We start from the raw sequence: 19,191 nt of genomic DNA, 5'->3' as shown, positions 1-19,191 counted from the left end.
GGCTTAATTTATTACCAAAAGAGCAAGCAGAGTCATCATTAATTTATGTTGCTACAAACTGATATGTGAGTGACTACTCACAAACGTATTCAACCACATTAAGACCGAAACCACCCAGTGCGTGGTAACGCTTAGTGCTTGAAGACAATAGACGCATATCATGAACGCCTAAGTCTTGTAGAATCTGAGAACCTACCCCAACACGGCGCGACGTCCCCTGCTTCTTCGCCATAGTTGGCTGCTCGTTCTTATCTTGTGCTTCGAATGTCTTCACTTTGTAAATCAAAGAATCAGACGATTCTTCATTACCAAGAATAACCAGCACTCCGCCTTCGTCACCGATGCGCTTCATCGCTTTATCTAGCGACCAGCTGCGCTCGGTACCACGATCGGAATGAAGCAGATCAGTGAACGTATCATGCAGGTGAACACGCACCAAAGGAGCGCCCACAGACAGGTCACCTTTTTGCATCGCGTAGTGGATTTGGTTATCAATCGTATCGCGGTAAGTCACAAGCTCAAAATCACCAAACTCCGTTGGTAGGTTACATTGTGCGACACGCTCAATCGTTGTTTCAGTGTTGTTACGGTATTCGATCAAGTCTGCAATAGTGCCTAGCTTGATGTCATGCTTTTCAGCAAACACTTCAAGATCAGGGCGACGTGCCATGGTGCCGTCGTCATTTAGGATCTCAACGATAACAGATGCTGGTTCACAGCCTGCTAGACGAGCTAAATCACAACCTGCTTCAGTGTGGCCTGCACGTGTTAGAACACCACCTTCTTGCGCCGTCAGAGGGAAGATATGACCAGGTTGAACTAAGTCAGCCGCTTTCGCATCTTTTGCCACAGCCGCTTGAACGGTAACAGCGCGGTCTGACGCAGAAATACCCGTTGTTACGCCCTCAGCAGCTTCAATCGAAACCGTAAAGTTCGTCGTGTACTGAGCGTTGTTGTCTTGAACCATAGGCGCTAGCCCCATGCGACTTGAACGCTCTTTTGTCAGCGTTAAACAAATTAAGCCACGGCCATACATCGCCATGAAGTTAATCGCTTCTGGCGTGACATGTTCTGCTGCCATGATCAGATCGCCTTCATTTTCGCGATCTTCATCATCCATCAGGATAACCATTTTTCCTAGGCGAATGTCTTCAATAATTTCTTGAGGAGTACTAATTGGCATTGTTCTATATCCTTTGAAATGGTTCTGCTTCCTAGAACCGACACTATTTAAACCTGATGATATTGCTCTGATTTACAAAGCGGGATTTAGCCCGCTTTGTACAAACTTTTAAGCAAAACCATTCTGCTGTAAGAATTCCATCGTCAATCGAGATTCAGGCTCAGACTCTTGCTGTTGGCCTTGTAGTAGACGCTCCATGTAGCGCGCTAATACATCGACTTCTAGATTCACTTTACGACCAACATTGAATTGATCAATGGTGGTTTCTGAAGAGGTGTGAGGAACGATAGTCAACTTAAAGGCATTCTTGCGTAAATCATTCACAGTCAGGCTAATACCATCAACCGTGACTGAACCTTTTTGAGCTACGTACTTTGCTATTTCAGCTGGCATTTCTACCCAAAACTCAATCGCACGCCCTACTTGGTTACGCTCAACAATCTCGCCCACACCATCAACGTGACCCGATACGATGTGGCCACCGAAACGCGTCGTCGGTAACATTGCTTTCTCTAGGTTGACCTTGTCGCCAGCTTGGTAATCCACAAAACCCGTTTTTTTCAGGGTTTCAAGTGAAAGGTCTGCACTGTAGCTATGGTCATTGAACTCAACAACCGTCAAACACACACCATTGGTAGCGATACTATCGCCTAACTGAACGTCAGCCATATCAAGCTTTCCCACGTTAACCGTTACGGTGATGTCTTCTCCGCGGGGAGTGATTGCACTCAATGTACCAACGGCTTCTACAATTCCTGTAAACATTTAAAAACTCTTTTTGTTGTCAACGACATGTATGTTGTGAGCGGATTTATTTCCACTATAGTTTCGTTACTATCGGTTTCGTAATACGGGTTTCGCTACGATGCGAATATCCACACCAACTTGTCGAACATCTTTAATTTCTAGGTCAATCACATCAGACATTGAGGTGAGCCCTAATGCGCCCATCAAACCTCGCCCGTCGCTGCCCATAAGTTTAGGTGCTAAATAGAGGATTAGCTCATCCACCAGCTGCGCTTCAATCAAGCTTTTTGCCAACGTGGCGCCCGCTTCAACCCAAATATGGTCGATATGATTCGCAGGTAATTGACGCATCAAATCGTGTAAGTCCAGCTGACCAACATCCGTTGTTCCAACGGTAATATCAGCAGAGGCTTCAGCGACTCTCAATACCGATGTTGGCGCCTGGTATAACTTGAGCTCAGGGCGCAGTTGATTTTGGCGATCAAGAATCACGCGAATCGGCTGACGCAGCTCGTCTTCAGCGTAATGAGTTTGAGCGCTGGTTGGCAATTCAGCCCAACGAACATTCAACGACGCGTTGTCTTCAATCACCGTTTGGCTGGTTGATAGCACCGCGCCTGATTTTGCTCGGTAGTTCTGAACGTCACGACGCGATTCTGGCGATGTTATCCACTGGCTCTGACCATTTGCTAGTGCCGTTTGCCCATCAAGGCTGGCCGCCATTTTTAACTGAACGAATGGCATGCCCGTTTGCATACGCTTGATAAATGCAGGGTTCAAGTCGAGAGCATCTTGCTCTAACAAACCGATTTCAACCTCAATACCCGCGTCGCGTAGCATGTTGATACCACGACCTGCGACTTTAGGGTTTGGGTCCTGCATGGCGCAAATCACTTTCGAAACTTGAGCCTTAATCAAACCTTCAGCACAAGGCGGCGTTCGACCGTAATGAGAACAAGGTTCTAGCGTAACGTAAGCTGTTGCGCCTTTTGCCTTGTCACCCGCCATTCGCATGGCATGCACTTCGGCATGAGGTTCGCCCGCTTTGGCATGAAAACCTTCACCGACGATCTGGCCGTCGGTTTGCACAATGACACAACCCACATTCGGGTTTGGTGCAGTGGTATAAATGCCGCGCTTCGCTAATTGAATAGCGCGCGACATCATTTGAAAATCTAGGGGAGTAAAAATCGGCATGATTGAAGGGTTAGTCCTCTAATTTAGCGATTTCTTCGCCAAACTCTCGGATGTCTTCAAAACTGCGATAAACAGAGGCAAAACGGATGTACGCTACTTTATCCAGTTCTTTCAATTGGCCCATCACAAGGTTACCAATCATCTCGCTTGGTACTTCACGCTCACCAGTCGCACGGAGTTGTGATTTAATCGTACTGATCGCAAGTTCAATGGCATCAGCACTCACTGGGCGCTTTTCTAGGGCACGCTGAACACCACCTACCATTTTATCTTCATTAAATGGTTCGCGGTTTCCATTCGACTTGATGACTTTTGGCATCACAAGTTCTGCCGATTCGAACGTCGTAAAACGTTCACTACACGCAAGGCATTGACGGCGACGACGAACCTGATGGCCATCGGCTACCAGTCTTGAATCGATTACTTTAGTGTCGTTCTCTGAACAAAAAGGACAATGCATATCACCTCCAAATAATTGAATATTAGTGTAACGGAATTGCCAAACGTTAGGAAAGAAAAAGGGCCAATTAAGGCCCTTTTGTGTGGTATTCATTAATTATTGCTATTCGATAGCAATTTCTAAAATCAACAGAGGAGAAAAACTAACGCGAACGTTAACCACGAACCAAATAGTTCGCTTTGCCGACCCATTTGTAGCTTGTCAGTTCTTCTAAACCCATTGGGCCACGAGCATGCAATTTCTGAGTAGAGACTGCAACTTCTGCACCCAAACCAAACTGTGCGCCATCAGTGAATCGTGTTGATGCATTCACATAGACTGCAGCTGAACCGACTGAGTTAATAAAGCGCTCTGAGCTCTCTAGACTATTCGTCATGATCGCATCTGAGTGGCTCGCGTTGTGTACGCGCATATGGTCAATCGCTTCTGCCACGTCCGCGACTACTTTCACGCCTAGCGTGTAGCTTAGCCATTCTGTGTCAAAGTCACCTTCAATTGCATCACGTTGGTCTTCAAAACCCGCTAGCATCAATTTTGCACTAGTGTCAGCAACCAAGGTAACCTTGCCCGCTAAACGCTGTGTTAGCTTAGCTAGGAAGGCTTCAGCAACCGCTTCGTGTATTAATAATGTATCTAGTGAATTACACGCAGATGGGCGTTGAACTTTAGAGTTTTCAACCACATCAACAGACTTCTCAAGGTCAGCGCTTTCATCAACAAAAATATGACTGATACCGAAACCACCGATGATCACTGGAATGGTGCTATTCTCTTTACACATCTTGTGCAGGCTAGCACCACCACGAGGAATGATCATATCCACGTAATCATCTAATTTAAGCAACTGAGAGACAAGTTCACGATCGGGTTTCTCGATGTATTGTACCGATGCAGCAGGAAGTTCCGCTTTCTCTAATGCAGACTGGATTACTTTGACCAGCTCCATGTTTGAGAAGAATGTCTCTTTACCACCACGTAGGATGCTTGCGTTACCGGTTTTCAGGCACAGTGCCGCAATATCGATGGTTACGTTCGGACGCGCTTCATAGATAACACCAACCACACCAAGTGGCACGCGACGACGAGACAGTGACATACCGTTTTCCAGTACTTTGCTGTCAATCTCACTACCTACCGGATCATTCAAGCTAATCACATTACGTACATCGTTAGCGATACCCGTTAGGCGTTCTTCGTTCAACAATAGGCGATCAAGCAGTGCATCGGTCAGACCCGCTTCGCGACCAAGTTCGATATCTTTCGCATTCGCTTCTAAAATCGTTGCTGCGTTTGCTTCTAACTCATCAGCAATAATCGCCAATGCCTTGTTCTTCTGCGCCGTTGATGCAGTCGCTAGGTGGAAAGCAGACTCTTTTGCTGCAATCCCCATGTTAGTTAAATCCACGTTTAACTCTCCCTAAATTCTGTCTGTCTTTGGATGCAAAAAGGCGATTCGCCTTCTCATCACGAGCTATTCTTGGATTACAACAAGGTCGTCACGGTGAATGACTTCTGAACCGTAATCGTAACCAAGGATGTCGCCAATATCTTTACTGTGCTTACCCGCTATTTTCGCTAGGTCTTGGCTCGAATAACTGGCGATGCCACGCGCAATGACTTTACTTTTTCTATCTGTGACTTGAGTGACTTCACCACGAGAGAATTCGCCTTTAACTCGAACGACCCCTTTAGCCAACAAGCTACTGCCTTTAGTATGTACAGCATTGACTGCGCCATCATCTACCACGATGTGACCGACAGAAGCTGGGCCAGCTAAAATCCAACGTTTACGGTTCTCAAGTGCTTCTGCTAAAGGCAAGAAACGGGTGCCTTGTGGGCTGTCACTCAATGAGTCGAACACCACATTTTCAGCACTGCCCGCCGCGATAATCACTTCAATCCCAGCACGACGAGCAATATCAGCCGCCTGCAGTTTGGTTGCCATGCCGCCAGTCCCCAACGTAGTGCCACTACCACCTGCGATCTTACGTAGTGTGTCATCAATCGTTTTTACTTCTTTGATGAGCTCTGCATTTGGATCTTTACGAGGGTCTGCCGTAAACAGACCTTTTTGATCGGTTAACAAAAGGAGCTTATCTGCGCCACATAAAATACCAACCAATGCTGATAAGTTATCGTTATCACCCACTTTAATTTCGCTGGTCGCTACTGCGTCATTTTCATTAACCACGGGGATAATATCGTGGTCGACTAATGCATTAATCGTGTCTCGTGCATTTAGAAAACGCTCGCGATCATTAAGATCAGCGCGAGTCAGCAGCATCTGGCCAATCTTAAGGCCATAAATAGCGAACAAAGACTCCCAAGCTTGAATCAACTGGCTTTGCCCAACGGCCGCCAGCAGCTGCTTGCTTGCCATTGAGTTGGGAAGTGCGGGGTAACCAAGGTGCTCACGCCCTGCAGCCATTGCGCCAGACGAAACCATAACCACTGAGTGGCCTTGTTTTTTTAATTCAGCACATTGACGAACCAGCTCAACCATGTGAGCACGATCTAATGCCAATGTTCCACCAGTTAAGACACTGGTACCCAGTTTAACAACGACAGTTTTACGCTGTGTTGTTGCCCCGCTTTGATGATTTATTGTCATGAAGTCTTTTATGGATAAAAACAAATAAGAGGTGATGTTTTAGCAATCAACAGGGAAATTCACAAGTAGAAAAGGTGCGAAATCGCACCTTTTTGCTTTATAGAGAAGACTAACCTTTAAAATCAGATGAATTCGACAGACTCTTCGTCGAATTGAACGCTGATTTCAAATTTAGTTTGAAGTTCATCAACCAACTTTTTATGAAAGGCTTCTTGAGTTCGAGATACTTCGGTGACCGCTTTCTTAGGCAGTGGCAAAGAATCCCAATTACCATCAGTGTTGTATTTACCGATGTTGTATTTCGCCGAATATCCCTCTTCCGACTTATCTAGCTCCAACCACCAGCCCCAGAACTCACGTTCTTCTGGTGATTTTTTATCGTTCACACACACAGACAAACAATCAAAAATATAGTGCCCCTCTTTTGATTGCGGCTCTCTTAGGTAAGGGCCAATAGCCTTTAAAACATTAAGCAAACGATAGTGAGTAGGTTGTTGTGTCACTTCTGACATATTGAATCTCCATCTTCAATGTTAAGAATGACGTTACTCAGCTTTAAAGCAAACGGCTAAATAGCCTTTGATTTTATAAATAATCACTGAGTATCAGGTACTTAATCTGTACACTTTTCATGCTTAACTAATTTCGGAGAAATGTCACCTAAATAATTCATCCTCAAGCCACTTTATCGCCAATTCGAGGGATTGCTCATAACCTTGTGTAATTGATTTAGTTTTGATTTTCTTCGCTTTACCGTAATCACTGTAAATAGCAACCAGTTGATTATCCGTATGTGGCGACACCGGGTCGCCCTCCAAAGCCAATGCCAAAATAGGGACACTCGTCTTACTGTTAGATAACAAACCTTGAACTTTGAGCGACCACGCCATCAATTGTCCAGAAAGGCTATTGATATCCACCGCACCTTTACCAAGGCGAGAAGCCAACACATCCAAATGCATTTTAGGCATCTGCTTTAACTTATCGGCATGAACAAATATATCGTGGATTGGAGCACCTAAAGAGATACAAGCTTTAAGCTTGCGCTGTTCGATAAAAGATAGCCTCACCATTGCATTGCCACCAAAACGGAAACCAAATAACCCGACCTTATGATGATCCACCCACGGAATGTTAGGCAGTTCATTCAACACGGCTTGATGCAGACAAGAAGAGTCTTCGGTTAGTGGCCAGTGTGAACTGTGGCCTATCGATGGCATATCTACGGTTAGCATCGCAATGTTCTTCGGTGCTAAGTAATCTCTAAACAAGCGCCACATATCAGTTTGCAAGCTATCCAAGCCAGCACTCACAATCACAACGGGTTGTGGCTTGTCCGTTTTGGTTAAATGCAAATTCGCTTTGATTTTCTTGTTTTGGTATGGCACCTCAATCTGTTTGACGATCAGCTTGGTATGCTTAATCGCTTCAGAATAAGCGGCGTTCGCCAATACTTGAGCCTGGACTGCAAGGCTGTCGTTCTTAAGATGTGGGTAGCCCGCAATGCTGAAGCACAAAGATGCAGAGAACAATTCTTCTGCCATCTCTTCACCACTTTTTTCATTCGAACTATTTTGGTGCTGCATGCCTAGCTTAGTCCACTCGTACGCCCAGTTACCGCTGCGGTAACCCATCACAGTGTCTAACCACTCATCAGTAGTTCGGGAGTTCTTTGATGACGCAATTCGAGCCAATACAGCTTCTTGCTCTATTGGATTCACCCCTTGCCATACCCACTGCAGACGTCTTAAGTTTCGGTACCATGATGAATTGTGCTGCTTACGCTTCTCGCCGAGCAACGCTTCGGAGCTGGGCATGTAACACGTTAGCATTGAGGTCTCTTTGGCCTGCTTATGCTTAACAAACAAGGTTTCCGAAAGGTTTGAGCTCGTTTCTTTTGATTCAGACATTGGAATACTTAATAAGAAATGGTTGTCACTCATCATATAAAAAAAAATGACCCTATGATGGGTCATTTCTCAAAAAATTTAGCTTGCGCTTATTTTGACTTGCGATTTACTGGCTCAACGTAGCTTAGGCTCGTATCCCAAGGTTGCTCAATCCATGTGTCTTGAGGGATATCAACAATGTATTCGTCGAGTAAATGCGCACCAGATGGTTTTGCACATACTGCGATTAATTTCGCTTTAGGGTACATTTCGCGAAGCTTGCGTGCAGTGTCACCACTATCAACAAGATCTTCAACGATTAAGAAACCTTCACCGTCACCTTCAGGAGCTTTAACGACTGTCATATCACGTTGGTGATCGTGGTCGTAGCTCGAGATACAAATCGTATCTACGTGACGAATACCCAATTCACGAGCCAAGATTGCGCCAGGAACCAAACCACCACGGCTGACCGCCCAGATACCTTTCCACTGCTCTGCTGGCATTTGCTTTTCAGCTAGTTGACGGCAGTAAGTCTGCATGTTGTCCCAAGTGATAACGAATTTGTTGCTCATAGTATAAAACCTAATAATTTTGTCATGTTATTAGAGGCTATGCTAAACATAGCCTCTTCAGCGGTTAAGCAGAAATCTAGACGATTAAGCGAAAATGTATTTAAGAATAAAGATAGCCGACATTACCCACACTGCAGGTGAAACGTCGCGACCTTTACCACTAAGCAGCTTAATGACAGCGTAAGCGATGAAACCAAGTGAAATACCCTCAGCGATAGAGTATGTCAGCGGCATAAGCAGACATGTTACCACGACAGGTGCAGCTTCCGTAAGATCACGCCAATCAATGCCCACGAGGCCAGACATCATCAAAATAGCTACATAGAACAATGCGCCTGATGTTGCGTAAGCCGGAATCATACCTGCAAGTGGCGAGAAGAAAAGAGCCAGTAGGAATAAGATACCAACTACAACCGCAGTTAGACCTGTACGACCGCCTTCAGCTACGCCTGCAACACTTTCAACATAAGAAGTCGTGTTTGATGTACCTAGCAATGCACCAATAGACGTTGCTGTTGAGTCAGCAAGCAGTGCTTTGTTTAAACGAGGAAGTTTACCGTCTTCCTTGATTAAGTTTGCTTTCGTTGCAACCCCCACCAAAGTACCCGCAGTATCGAACAAATCGACGAACAAGAATGCGAATACGACTGAAATCATACCTATTTCAAATACCGCAGAGAAATCAAGCTGCATGAACGTTGGTGCTAGGCTTGGTGGTGTAGACATGATGCCACCGTATTGAACATCACCAATGACAATACCAAGAGCCGTGATAGCTAGAATAGCGATCATTACTGCGCCTTTCACACCACGATGAACAAGAGCAATCGTAAGGAAAAAGCCAAGTGCGCCTAGGGTTGGGGCAATCGCGGTAATATCACCAAGTGAAACCTTGGTTGCTGGGTTAGAAACAACGATGCCAGCATTGCTAAGAGCAATAAACGCAAGGAAAAGACCAATACCCGCAGAGATACCTACACGCAGAGACATAGGGATAGAGTTGATAATCCATTCACGGATCTTAAAGATACTTAAGAAAATGAAGATTACGCCCGATACGAAAACCGCTGCCAAAGCAACTTGCCACGTATAACCCATACCCATTACAACAGCGTAAGTAAAGAATGCATTCAGCCCCATACCTGGTGCTTGAGCAATTGGGTAGTTAGCAACAAAGCCCATGATAAAACAGCCAATAGCAGCCGCTAAACAGGTTGCTACAAATACAGCGCCATGGTCCATCCCTGCGTCAGCTAGAATCATTGGGTTTACAAAAATAATGTAAGCCATTGTTAGGAAGGTTGTTAGACCTGCGATGATTTCAGTGCGCACATTGGTGCCATTTTCACTGAGTTTGAATAGCTTTTCGAACATTATCGAATCCTATAAGAGTAAACGGTTGCGTAATCGATTGGCCGTGGATTATAAAGTTATCAAATAACAAATTCCAGATAGAATTAAGGCTCTAATCGATATTTATCAGAATACTTTATGAAACAAAGCGATTAAAAAGGAAGGTAACTAGAGAAAATAATCATAATAAACAGTTAATTAATACTATTATTCATGATGGAAGTTCTTGGTTACTTTTTCGACCATCAATTATTTTGATAGAGAATCTAGCCATTTAACTCTGAATTCAAACCCACAAGAGTTATGTATTTTTCAACAAGATCAGTAATCAGGCGCAAATTGATATTTCGGCGTTTAAAAAACAACCATGCAGAACAGCAGGGGAAAATGACAAGCTAAAGCGGTTTGGAAAAGTAGCAGGCAAAAAAAACGCCACTCAAAACTGAGTGGCGGTAGAATCTGTCAACCAAAAGGGTTGTAAAAGAATTCCAATATATAGGGGTGAACAAAACTGTTCGAGTTACATGCTTACGGTATTAGTAACCAAAGCTTGTAGGGTATGCAAAGTTGCTAGTGTAAACAGAGCTGTTAAGCCAGAACATTGCAGATGGTAAACCTTTCATAACTATCACCTTAATAAATCAATAAAAAACGAATTTGATTTCTCGGTTCCTTGGAGGCGATAAAACGGACTCATCCTTTGAGCATTTACTCTTCACCTTAGAAGTTGGTTATTAATATACCCTAAAGAAAAAATATTACAACTTTTTATTGCGCCACGTCACACTTTTAACTAAATAAGATCACCACTCAAACTCATAAATGTAATTAAATTACAAAAAAAGACTCAGGCAAACGTTTATTTGGGTTATTTATAAGCATCAAAGTGCTTAGTTATGATCGGATGGACAAAGTCGCTTTCAAAATTTGAGGTGTTTGAGGTTTAGAAGCGCTACTCGTCAAAACACTCAAGTGGTATGCTGTTACCATCAAAACAGACCCATATTTTAGATTTTTGTTCTAGGTTTTTACCCATAAGAATCCTAAATATATGGTTACCAAATAAAAAAGGAGTCATCCGTGTCTGAATTCCATTCTGAGATCAGTAAATTATCCCCTGCCCCTATTTGGCAGTTCTTCGATAAGATTTGCTCAATCCCACATCCTTCTAAGCATGAGGAAGAGCTAGCTCAATACATTATTGCTTGGGCAACAGAGCAAGGTTTAAATGTGCGTCGCGACCCAACGGGTAACGTCTTCATTACTAAACCTGCAACGCCAGGCATGGAAAACAAAAAAGGTGTGGTGCTGCAAGCGCACATCGATATGGTTCCACAAAAGAACGAAGACACGGTTCACGACTTCGCTAAAGATCCTATCCAGCCATACATTGATGGTGAGTGGGTTACAGCAAAAGGCACAACACTTGGCGCTGATAACGGCATGGGCATGGCTTCTTGCCTAGCGGTTCTTGCTTCAAACGAAATCAAGCACGGCCCTATCGAAGTTCTACTCACTGTAGATGAAGAAGCAGGAATGACAGGTGCTTTCGGTCTTGAAGCGGGTTGGTTAGAAGGCGATATCCTTCTTAATACCGATTCAGAGCAAGAAGGTGAAGTATACATGGGTTGTGCTGGCGGTATCGACGGTACAATGACTTTCGACATCACTCGAGATGCTATTCCTGCAGATTTCGTAACGCGCAAGCTAACACTTAAAGGCCTTAAAGGCGGTCACTCGGGTTGTGACATCCATACTGGTCGTGCAAACGCAAACAAACTACTTGCCCGTTTCTTAGCAAGTCACGCAAAAAAGCTAGACCTTCGCATCGTAGAGTTCAAAGGTGGTAGCCTTCGTAACGCAATTCCTCGTGAAGGTTTCGTAACGGTTGCAGTTCCTGCTGCAAACCAAGAGGAACTGGCTTCGCTATACAACTACTACACCGAGCTTCTATCAACTGAACTAGGTAAAATCGAAGACAGCATCGTAACATTCAACGAAGAAGTCGCCGTTGAAATGGGTACTCTTGCACAAGCAGAACAGACGCGCTTTATCGCTGCACTTAACGCTGCACCAAACGGCGTGATTCGTATGAGTGACGAGATTGAAGGTGTTGTGGAAACATCTCTAAACGTAGGTGTGATCACGACAGAAGAGAATTCAATCACAGTGCTTTGCCTGATCCGTTCCCTTATTGACTCAGGTCGTAGCCAAGTAGAAAGCATGCTTCACTCTATTGCTGAACTAGCAGGTGCGAACATCGCGTTCTCTGGTGCTTATCCAGGTTGGAAACCAGACGCAGATTCCGAAATCATGCACATCTTCCGCGACATGTACGAAGGCATCTACGGTCACAAGCCAAATATCATGGTTATCCATGCTGGTCTTGAGTGTGGTCTATTCAAAGAACCTTACCCGAACATGGATATGGTTTCTTTCGGCCCAACGATCAAATTCCCTCACTCTCCAGACGAGAAAGTGAAGATTGATACCGTTGATCTATTCTGGAACCAAATGGTTGCATTGCTTGAAGCGATCCCAGAAACAGCATAAGTAGATTAGCTACCGTGTTTTTCAGTAAATGGTGTTTTCCAATGGATGGGCTCTTCAATAAATAGCACTTTTCAGTAAACACCGTTTATCCGAGACAAAATAGAACAGGTACTCAATGAGTACCTGTTTTTGTATCTAATCTTTGTAATCGACTATTTGTGACTAAAGAAGTAATACCAATCACAGTAAGTAAGTAAGTAAGTAAGTAAGTGTTCAGAAATAGCGCAGGAAAAAGGCTTGAGAACAAGGCGTGATTTTCTGATAAGTAGTTATTCTACAATCAAAAATCACAACGCAGTTATCGAGATTTTTAACAAGCTAGGGTGACCAGTTATTTACTACGATTGGTATAACTAAGCGCGTGTAGCCGCGTAGCTTTCTAGCTCATCCATTGAAGTTTGTGCTACGACTTCGCCATCAATAAAGTACGTCACCATCTCGCCATCGCGAACACCGATTAACGTCGCACGCTCACCAGATTGGTAAGTGATGTCCATTTGAATCGTGTTTTCATCAATTTGCTGCATTTGACCTTTCTCAATCACATCTACACTCGTAATAGGGCCTATTGGCGCTTCCGTTAGAGACGGGTCAAGTTGGTTATTGATGTCTAGGTAAGTGTCAGTCTTTGTATCAAAGATGTGCGGAGAACCCGTTAGTGGGTTGCTACCCGTCCAGAACTCTAGTGAATTGAATACCAGGTAATCGGCAGCAATCGTTAGGCCGTAAGCTGGTGCAAGTAGCATGTTCAAACCACCACGTGCGTAACGGTTATCAACAGCCTTAACATTAAACTTCATTAAGTAACCCGTTACTGCGTTACTACCAACACAACCAGATAAAGCGACAGAAACCACCGCCAGTGCTACGACTTTTGAAATTGTTTTTTTCATTTTTATCTCGATATTTGAATTTGGCCGTAAAAAATGGCGATGAATATTACCAAGCTAGCTAACGACCAACATCAGAGTTAAATCAATGTATTGTTAGGAAATTCACAATTTGAAACGCCCTATAATTAGCCCAGTAAAAAATTGAAACCAATTCATAAGCCCCTTCATAAAAATCTTTTGTCGTGACCGTAAAGTGATTGATTCGTACTAAAAATCAACGATTGATACATTCCGTGTTAACGAATTATCACCATGTTGAGAACAACCTAAATGGCAAGACTAAAACCTAATCAACCATTCGAATTACTTGGTTATACTGTTCAGCCAGGGCAACGAATGGAAATTGAACTGCAAGCAGCTCAGCTTTATACACACTCTCCACTTTCGATCCCGATTGAAATCATTCACGGTCGCCAAGCGGGTCCAACACTGATGGTAAACGCAGCGATCCACGGCGATGAATTAAATGGTGTCGAGATTGCCCGACAGTTAACCAATGCTATCGATCCGAAGAAGTTGAAAGGTACCTTGATTGTTGTGCCGATCGTTAACGTGTTCGGCTTCATCCATAAGTCTCGTTACCTACCAGACCGTCGTGACCTAAACCGTTGTTTCCCAGGTAGTGAGAAAGGATCGCTAACATCACGTATCGCTCACACTTTCTTCGAGAACGTGGCGAAGCATTGTGATTACATCTTGGATCTACACACGGGGGCGATTCACCGTACGAACCTGCCACAGATTCGTGCAAACCTGTCGAACCTCGAAACACTGCGCATTGCCAAAGCGTTTGCAACGCCAGTGATCATTGATTCCCCCCTACGTGACGGCTCACTGCGTAGCGAAGCCGAAAAGCTGGGGATTCCTGTATTGACTTACGAAGGTGGTGAAGCTTTGCGTTTTGATCCCTTAGCGATCCGTGCCGGTTACCTTGGCGCTCACCAAGTTATGAAAGAAATCGGTATGTTGCGCCCGAATCATAAGAAGTTGCCAGAGCCAGTATTGAGTAAATCGACCAGTTGGATCCGCGCTGAATCAGACGGCATCTTGCGTAATATGGTAGGGCTTGGTGAACAAGTTGAAGCCGGGCAAACTCTGGCTTACATTAGTTCTCCATTGGGTCACCAAGAAGGTCAAGTGATCACGACCAAAGGCGGTATCGTGATTGGTCAGCAGACTCTGCCTTTAGTGAACGAAGGTGATGCTGTGTTCCACATCGCTTACTTCAAGCAAGACGATGAAGAAGTGGGACAATCTGTAGAGAGCTACATTGAAGAAGTAGCAGAAGACGATTGGCTAACTGCGCTCAACAACTGATCGGGTTGTTGTATTCGCAATTAAAATCTAACAGCGACAAGTCAAAAACAATCGCCCTAGACAAAATTGAAAACGGACTCCACACACGAAAAAGCCCCAATATAAGTGACTATATTGGGGCTTTTGTTTATATAGGTCCCTTATCTTAAAATTAAGGGACCTATAAATTAATCGTGCACCGAATTACTCAGCGTCTTCTTGCTCTTCTGCACGAGCTTTAGCGCGTGCTTCACGTACTTGCTCAGCTTTAAGCTCTTTAGTGTGACGTAGTTCGTCACGCTCTTTACGCTGTTCTGATTTACGCTCGTTACGTTCAGCTTGGTTTGCGATGAAAGAGGCTAGCTCTTTCTCTGCCCACTCTTGTGCAAGAGCTTCAGTTTCGAAACCAGACTCACGCTTAGATACTGTTGTACTGCGAGACGTTACTTGACGAGTAATCTCTGCACACCAACCGTTGCGTTTTTCTGTAATGCGGATATCAAATTTTTTGTTCTTAGACATGTTCTATTTTTTCCTAAGGGAGATCATTAAGGGATCGGTCAACTTTGATAACTCCATCTAAGTGAGCATCTTTCAACACCATCCCTTGGTAAGCGCGATATTAGAGCACAAATCAATGAATATTGCTGCAAATATTTGCAGCGGATCACACTCCAATGCTGTATAGACTGAAATTAACTTAGCCCGGATGACCATCCACTCGCGGTGTTAGTAGCATCATGCCAAATTTCCAAATAAACAGACCGAACGCCAACGTCCATAAGCCTGCACTGAGGTTAACCATCTCAAACAGATAAGCCGGGAAGAAAGTCACGCCTAAGCTACGAACTAGCGCGGCAATAAAAATCGCTGAGAAGGCTAGTGCCATGCTTGGTCCTTTGTAAATCGCACGACCGGTGTGCCCCATGGTCACGCGCGTAATCATCGCAAGAATTAACCCACTCAGACCGCCAATCGCAAACAAGTGCAGCATGTTGTGGCTGGCAAATGGGTTGTCTAATAAAGCTCTGAGCAGCAAGCTTAAAGGGATACACAAGTAAGCCGCATGCAGTGACCACACTAAAGGCTCAGATAATGTTGTCCAAGGCTTCCAACGGATAAAGCGGACTAACTGAGTCACGCCAGCAAACACCATTAGCTCATTACCTACTTGAGCAAAGGTGAGTGGGAAGAAGCTCAAAACAAACAGTCCTACCAAAGGCAAGTTTGCCAACCATTCCAACCACACCAATGGCTGCGCCTTCTCAAAGTCGAAGCGACGAGCGGTAAAGAATGGAATCACTCGTCCGCCCATTACAGACAGCAATAACGTAAACCACCACAACATCGCTTGCCATACCGCTGACGATGGGAACGGAGGCATACCTTTAATGGTCGCGTAGCTCGCAAAGTTCGCCACGATAGCCAATATAAACAGCGGCACGAAGAACAAGTTCTTCCAACCTTTCGACTTCACGACACGAAAACCGATCTCGTAAGCCGCGAAGATTAAGAACAGCGCCTCAACCGATGAGATCAGCCATAACGGCGCTGGTGTCCAAAACAGAATACGAGGCGCCAACCACAATCCGACTAGCACAGCTAATCGATAATGCTTGGTACCATTGACCCCCGTCCAAGTTTGCACGGCAGTAAGTACAAAGCCGACAACAATCGCCATCGAAAAACCAAACAGCATCTCATGCACGTGCCACCACAGTGCCGGTACTTTTAGCATTTCTGGCTGACCGTTTTGGAACATGATGACCCAAGCCACAATCGCAATCACGGCATAGAGGCTGCCTAAAAAGAAGAATGGTCGAAAGCCTAAACGCAGGTAGGCTGGAATCGCGTCTTCTACACTTTTATCTGTGATATTTAACAAACTCGCTCCTAATTCTCAGATAGTGGCTAAGGTATTACCTAAACCCAATTTGGTTTGCATCAAATTCGATGCAATCTGCTGATCACACTGCATTAAACGCGCCAATTCGATAAAGCCCGTAAAACAGCTACTCACAAGATTCACTAGCCAATAAATAAGTCAAAAAAACACAACAAAAAGAGTCATAAAGACATATAGATGTATAAATAAAAACTTACTGACTTTTGCGATTGCGACACATATAGTAAGGTTAGACTTAAATGAAAAAACTCAGACAGGGAACGCGATGTATATTTTTGGTTATGGCAGTTTGATCAACTCATCCTCACGTCAACTTACTGGTCAAACTGGGCAAGCGATCCCTGCGATTGTTCATGGCTTAGTGCGTCACTGGAGTAAGATCGACGACAGCTATGTGTTATCACCTTTGATCGTCAATCTTGGTGAAGGGCAAGTGAATGGTGTTTTGCTTGAAGTCGATGATGTAGCCTTGGCTGAGTTTGATCGCCGTGAACGTGGTTATCACCGAATCGAGTTAAAAGCCGATCAGATAGAGAGCCAAACTGACTTCAAACAGGATCAATCGATCTGGGTATACATTAAAGACGATATTACAGCGCCTTGTGAAAATAGTCCTATCGTTCAAACCTACGTCGATACCGTTATGGCCGGGTGTTTAGAAGTGTCTGAAAGCTTTGCCGCGCACTTTGTGGAACATACACAAGGTTGGCACCACCCATTAGAAAATGATCGCCACCAGCCTAAATACGGCAACCTTGCTGGCGTTTCCGATCACCACCACAGTGTGATTGATGGTTTGATACTGACCGTGCGCAGCTAGTTGATTTAGGTTGGTGAACACATTGACTCACCAACCTAAAGCGAGCTTAAACGACACGAATACCTGCAGGCATCGCACGTTCTGGTGTTAGCAATACACTTTCAGATTCATCTTCCGTTTCTGCACACAGCAACATGCACTCAGAAGTGTGGCCTCTCATCTTCGCCTTTGCTAGATTGCACAAAACAACAACCTGCTTACCCATCAACTCTTCTTCTGTGTAGTAAGGGACTAGGCTGGTCACCGTTTGCAGCGTCTTGTCCCCCACATCCACTTGCACGATGTAAAGCTTGTCGGCGTTTTCATGACGCACAACCTCAATGATCTTACCCACACGCATTTCTAACTTAGCAAAGTCGCCATAAGAGACAATATCCATTTCTCACTTCCTATATTGATTGATTTATTACTTATCAATTAAGTTTACTAAAATTAAGTAAATGACAAACGTTTACACTAGCATTAAGCCTAATAATTACAAGTGGTAAAGATCTCATTGCTGGAAGTAAAATGAGAGTTTCGTTGCCTTGCTCTCATTGTCGGTGTTAAATAGATGCAGCAATGTATAGAGGTTAAAAATGGCAACAATTAAAGATGTCGCAAAAGAATCCGGTGTATCAGTCGCAACCGTATCTCGGGTGATCAACAAATCTCCGAAGGCCAGTGCGAGCTCTATTGAATCGGTAACGAAAGCCATGGCAAAGCTCGGCTATCGCCCGAATGCCAATGCCCGTGCGCTTGTCAGCCAAAGCACCAATACCGTCGGTGTATTGGTTGGTGATATTTCCGATCCTTTCTTCGGCACGCTAGTTAAGTCGGTCGACAACGTTGCAAGAGAGAACGGCAAACACATCTTGGTGGGCAATGGTTCTCACAATCGTGAAGAAGAGCAACAAGCAATTGAACTGCTGTTCAACAGCCGTTGTGATGCGCTAATCATTCACTCGAAAGGCCTAACTGACGAGGAGCTAATTGCTTATTCTAAAGAAGTAAAAGGCTTAGTGCTGATCAACCGTTACATCGAAGAAATTGCCAATCGCTGTATCTTCCTAGATAACAAGAAAGGCGCCTTCCTCGCGACTGAATACTTAATCCGTCATGGTCATAAAAACATTGCGTGTATCGCCTCCTCTTCAAGCATTGAAGATGCCAACGAGCGTGTTGAAGGCTACCAAGCCGCGCTAAAAGAGTATGGTATTGAGTTGTCTGAAAGCTATGTTGAACAGGCTCTACCAACCAGTGACGGTGGCGAATATGCGATGACGAACCTGCTGACTAAGTCACTGCCAATCACAGGCATTGTGGCTTACAACGATTACATGGCGGCGGGTGCTTTGTCGGTACTCGATGAAAACGGAATCCAAGCGCCAGAGAAGATGTCGATTATCGGATTCGATGATGGCTTAATTGCTCGCTATGTTCATCCAAAGCTGACGACGATTCGTTACCCAATTCAAATGATGGCTGAGAAAGCAACACGACTTGCCTTGAACCTAGCCAAAGGTGAAGATACCTCGGCTGAGCCAATGATGTTCTCGCCGACTTTGGTGCGCCGTAATTCAGTAGAAAAAATCTAAGCTCTGGTCACTGACCAAACAGCAAACGAAAAAAAGCCCTAACAGAGTCGCTTCTATTAGGGCTTTCCTACCTTACTCTCGTACCCAACAATCGCTCCCATATTAGGTCGCCGATTGCTAGGTGCCACTTT

Annotated in this window: 18 protein-coding genes; 4 read left to right on the top strand and 14 right to left on the bottom strand. The window is 44.6% G+C overall.

The window, feature by feature from the left end:
• Window positions 1–73: 73 nt before the first annotated feature.
• The 10 genes from ribBA to OCT63_RS01870 all read right to left on the bottom strand — a co-directional run bounded on the left by ribBA (window position 74) and on the right by OCT63_RS01870 (window position 10,036).
• Complete coding sequence (ribBA, locus tag OCT63_RS01915) at window positions 74–1,183, bottom strand: bifunctional 3,4-dihydroxy-2-butanone-4-phosphate synthase/GTP cyclohydrolase II (protein ID WP_077680710.1); 1,110 nt, start codon at window positions 1,181–1,183, stop codon at window positions 74–76.
• Window positions 1,184–1,291: 108 nt separating this feature from the next.
• On the bottom strand, window positions 1,292–1,948 hold the full coding sequence (locus tag OCT63_RS01910) for a riboflavin synthase (protein WP_060468371.1): 657 nt from the start codon (window positions 1,946–1,948) through the stop codon (window positions 1,292–1,294).
• Between the two features lie 69 nt (window positions 1,949–2,017).
• Window positions 2,018–3,097 (bottom strand): bifunctional diaminohydroxyphosphoribosylaminopyrimidine deaminase/5-amino-6-(5-phosphoribosylamino)uracil reductase RibD, encoded by a 1,080-nt coding sequence (gene ribD, locus OCT63_RS01905; protein ID WP_269983085.1) that lies wholly within the window; start codon window positions 3,095–3,097, stop codon window positions 2,018–2,020.
• 40 nt (window positions 3,098–3,137) lie between these two features.
• Window positions 3,138–3,587, bottom strand: a complete 450-nt coding sequence (gene nrdR, locus OCT63_RS01900) for a transcriptional regulator NrdR (protein ID WP_004734394.1) — start codon at window positions 3,585–3,587, stop codon at window positions 3,138–3,140.
• A 154-nt stretch (window positions 3,588–3,741) separates the two neighbouring features.
• Window positions 3,742–4,992, bottom strand: coding sequence for a glutamate-5-semialdehyde dehydrogenase (locus OCT63_RS01895; protein WP_269983084.1), 1,251 nt, complete (start codon window positions 4,990–4,992; stop codon window positions 3,742–3,744).
• Between the two features lie 66 nt (window positions 4,993–5,058).
• The gene (gene proB, locus OCT63_RS01890) at window positions 5,059–6,198 is read right to left on the bottom strand and encodes a glutamate 5-kinase (RefSeq protein ID WP_269983083.1); all 1,140 of its coding nucleotides are present in this window, start codon (window positions 6,196–6,198) and stop codon (window positions 5,059–5,061) included.
• A 122-nt stretch (window positions 6,199–6,320) separates the two neighbouring features.
• Window positions 6,321–6,710 carry a sigma factor-binding protein Crl gene (gene crl / locus OCT63_RS01885; RefSeq protein ID WP_060468374.1) on the bottom strand — a complete coding sequence of 130 codons (390 nt, stop codon included), beginning with the start codon at window positions 6,708–6,710 and terminating at the stop codon, window positions 6,321–6,323.
• Window positions 6,711–6,854: 144 nt separating this feature from the next.
• Window positions 6,855–8,108, bottom strand: a complete 1,254-nt coding sequence (frsA, locus tag OCT63_RS01880; RefSeq protein ID WP_017056246.1) for an esterase FrsA — start codon at window positions 8,106–8,108, stop codon at window positions 6,855–6,857.
• 89 nt (window positions 8,109–8,197) lie between these two features.
• Window positions 8,198–8,662, bottom strand: coding sequence for an oxytetracycline resistance phosphoribosyltransferase domain-containing protein Tet(34) (gene tet(34) / locus OCT63_RS01875; RefSeq protein ID WP_017056245.1), 465 nt, complete (start codon window positions 8,660–8,662; stop codon window positions 8,198–8,200).
• 84 nt (window positions 8,663–8,746) lie between these two features.
• Window positions 8,747–10,036, bottom strand: a complete 1,290-nt coding sequence (locus tag OCT63_RS01870) for an NCS2 family permease (protein WP_060468376.1) — start codon at window positions 10,034–10,036, stop codon at window positions 8,747–8,749.
• A 1,059-nt stretch (window positions 10,037–11,095) separates the two neighbouring features.
• On the opposite strand from OCT63_RS01870, the gene OCT63_RS01865 reads away from it, so the two are divergent.
• The gene (locus tag OCT63_RS01865) at window positions 11,096–12,568 is read left to right on the top strand and encodes an aminoacyl-histidine dipeptidase (RefSeq protein WP_269983082.1); all 1,473 of its coding nucleotides are present in this window, start codon (window positions 11,096–11,098) and stop codon (window positions 12,566–12,568) included.
• A 353-nt stretch (window positions 12,569–12,921) separates the two neighbouring features.
• On the opposite strand, the gene OCT63_RS01860 is transcribed toward OCT63_RS01865, so the two are convergent.
• Complete coding sequence (locus tag OCT63_RS01860; RefSeq protein WP_269983081.1) at window positions 12,922–13,461, bottom strand: DUF3332 family protein; 540 nt, start codon at window positions 13,459–13,461, stop codon at window positions 12,922–12,924.
• 270 nt (window positions 13,462–13,731) lie between these two features.
• On the opposite strand from OCT63_RS01860, the gene OCT63_RS01855 reads away from it, so the two are divergent.
• On the top strand, window positions 13,732–14,778 hold the full coding sequence (locus tag OCT63_RS01855) for a succinylglutamate desuccinylase/aspartoacylase family protein (RefSeq protein WP_269983080.1): 1,047 nt from the start codon (window positions 13,732–13,734) through the stop codon (window positions 14,776–14,778).
• A gap of 183 nt (window positions 14,779–14,961) precedes the next feature.
• Here OCT63_RS01855 and OCT63_RS01850 read toward each other — a convergent pair whose 3' ends face one another.
• Together OCT63_RS01850 and OCT63_RS01845 are read right to left on the bottom strand one after the other, a co-directional pair.
• The gene (locus OCT63_RS01850; RefSeq protein WP_161673883.1) at window positions 14,962–15,279 is read right to left on the bottom strand and encodes a DUF3622 domain-containing protein; all 318 of its coding nucleotides are present in this window, start codon (window positions 15,277–15,279) and stop codon (window positions 14,962–14,964) included.
• A gap of 178 nt (window positions 15,280–15,457) precedes the next feature.
• Window positions 15,458–16,642, bottom strand: a complete 1,185-nt coding sequence (locus OCT63_RS01845) for an NnrS family protein (protein WP_161687203.1) — start codon at window positions 16,640–16,642, stop codon at window positions 15,458–15,460.
• Window positions 16,643–16,928: 286 nt separating this feature from the next.
• Here OCT63_RS01845 and OCT63_RS01840 point away from each other — a divergent pair, with 286 nt between their 5' ends.
• On the top strand, window positions 16,929–17,483 hold the full coding sequence (locus tag OCT63_RS01840; RefSeq protein ID WP_060468382.1) for a gamma-glutamylcyclotransferase family protein: 555 nt from the start codon (window positions 16,929–16,931) through the stop codon (window positions 17,481–17,483).
• Between the two features lie 46 nt (window positions 17,484–17,529).
• Here OCT63_RS01840 and OCT63_RS01835 read toward each other — a convergent pair whose 3' ends face one another.
• Entirely contained in the window at window positions 17,530–17,862 is a 333-nt protein-coding gene (locus OCT63_RS01835; RefSeq protein WP_060468383.1) for a tRNA-binding protein, read from the bottom strand.
• Window positions 17,863–18,061: 199 nt separating this feature from the next.
• On the opposite strand from OCT63_RS01835, the gene OCT63_RS01830 reads away from it, so the two are divergent.
• Window positions 18,062–19,060, top strand: a complete 999-nt coding sequence (locus tag OCT63_RS01830; protein WP_060468384.1) for a substrate-binding domain-containing protein — start codon at window positions 18,062–18,064, stop codon at window positions 19,058–19,060.
• Window positions 19,061–19,191: the final 131 nt, after the last annotated feature.

It is taken from the genome of Vibrio sp. RW, from assembly GCF_027587105.1.
Taxonomy (GTDB): domain Bacteria; phylum Pseudomonadota; class Gammaproteobacteria; order Enterobacterales; family Vibrionaceae; genus Vibrio; species Vibrio toranzoniae.
The sequence above is the reverse complement of the archived record's forward strand: the minus strand, read 5'-3'. Positions and strand labels throughout refer to the sequence as shown.

What these genes read in the sequence shown, in the direction of transcription:
- ribD (WP_269983085.1), bottom strand. Translation starts at nt 3,097, where the DNA reads ATGATGTCGCGCGCTATTCAATTAGCGAAGCGCGGCATTTATACCACT.
- nrdR (WP_004734394.1), bottom strand. Translation starts at nt 3,587, where the DNA reads ATGCATTGTCCTTTTTGTTCAGAGAACGACACTAAAGTAATCGATTCA.
- proB (WP_269983083.1), bottom strand. Translation starts at nt 6,198, where the DNA reads ATGACAATAAATCATCAAAGCGGGGCAACAACACAGCGTAAAACTGTC.
- OCT63_RS01910 (WP_060468371.1), bottom strand. Translation starts at nt 1,948, where the DNA reads ATGTTTACAGGAATTGTAGAAGCCGTTGGTACATTGAGTGCAATCACT.
- OCT63_RS01835 (WP_060468383.1), bottom strand. Translation starts at nt 17,862, where the DNA reads ATGGATATTGTCTCTTATGGCGACTTTGCTAAGTTAGAAATGCGTGTG.
- OCT63_RS01840 (WP_060468382.1), top strand. Translation starts at nt 16,929, where the DNA reads ATGTATATTTTTGGTTATGGCAGTTTGATCAACTCATCCTCACGTCAA.
- ribBA (WP_077680710.1), bottom strand. Translation starts at nt 1,183, where the DNA reads ATGCCAATTAGTACTCCTCAAGAAATTATTGAAGACATTCGCCTAGGA.
- OCT63_RS01855 (WP_269983080.1), top strand. Translation starts at nt 13,732, where the DNA reads ATGGCAAGACTAAAACCTAATCAACCATTCGAATTACTTGGTTATACT.
- frsA (WP_017056246.1), bottom strand. Translation starts at nt 8,108, where the DNA reads ATGTCTGAATCAAAAGAAACGAGCTCAAACCTTTCGGAAACCTTGTTT.
- OCT63_RS01830 (WP_060468384.1), top strand. Translation starts at nt 18,062, where the DNA reads ATGGCAACAATTAAAGATGTCGCAAAAGAATCCGGTGTATCAGTCGCA.
- OCT63_RS01850 (WP_161673883.1), bottom strand. Translation starts at nt 15,279, where the DNA reads ATGTCTAAGAACAAAAAATTTGATATCCGCATTACAGAAAAACGCAAC.
- crl (WP_060468374.1), bottom strand. Translation starts at nt 6,710, where the DNA reads ATGTCAGAAGTGACACAACAACCTACTCACTATCGTTTGCTTAATGTT.
- OCT63_RS01860 (WP_269983081.1), bottom strand. Translation starts at nt 13,461, where the DNA reads ATGAAAAAAACAATTTCAAAAGTCGTAGCACTGGCGGTGGTTTCTGTC.
- OCT63_RS01870 (WP_060468376.1), bottom strand. Translation starts at nt 10,036, where the DNA reads ATGTTCGAAAAGCTATTCAAACTCAGTGAAAATGGCACCAATGTGCGC.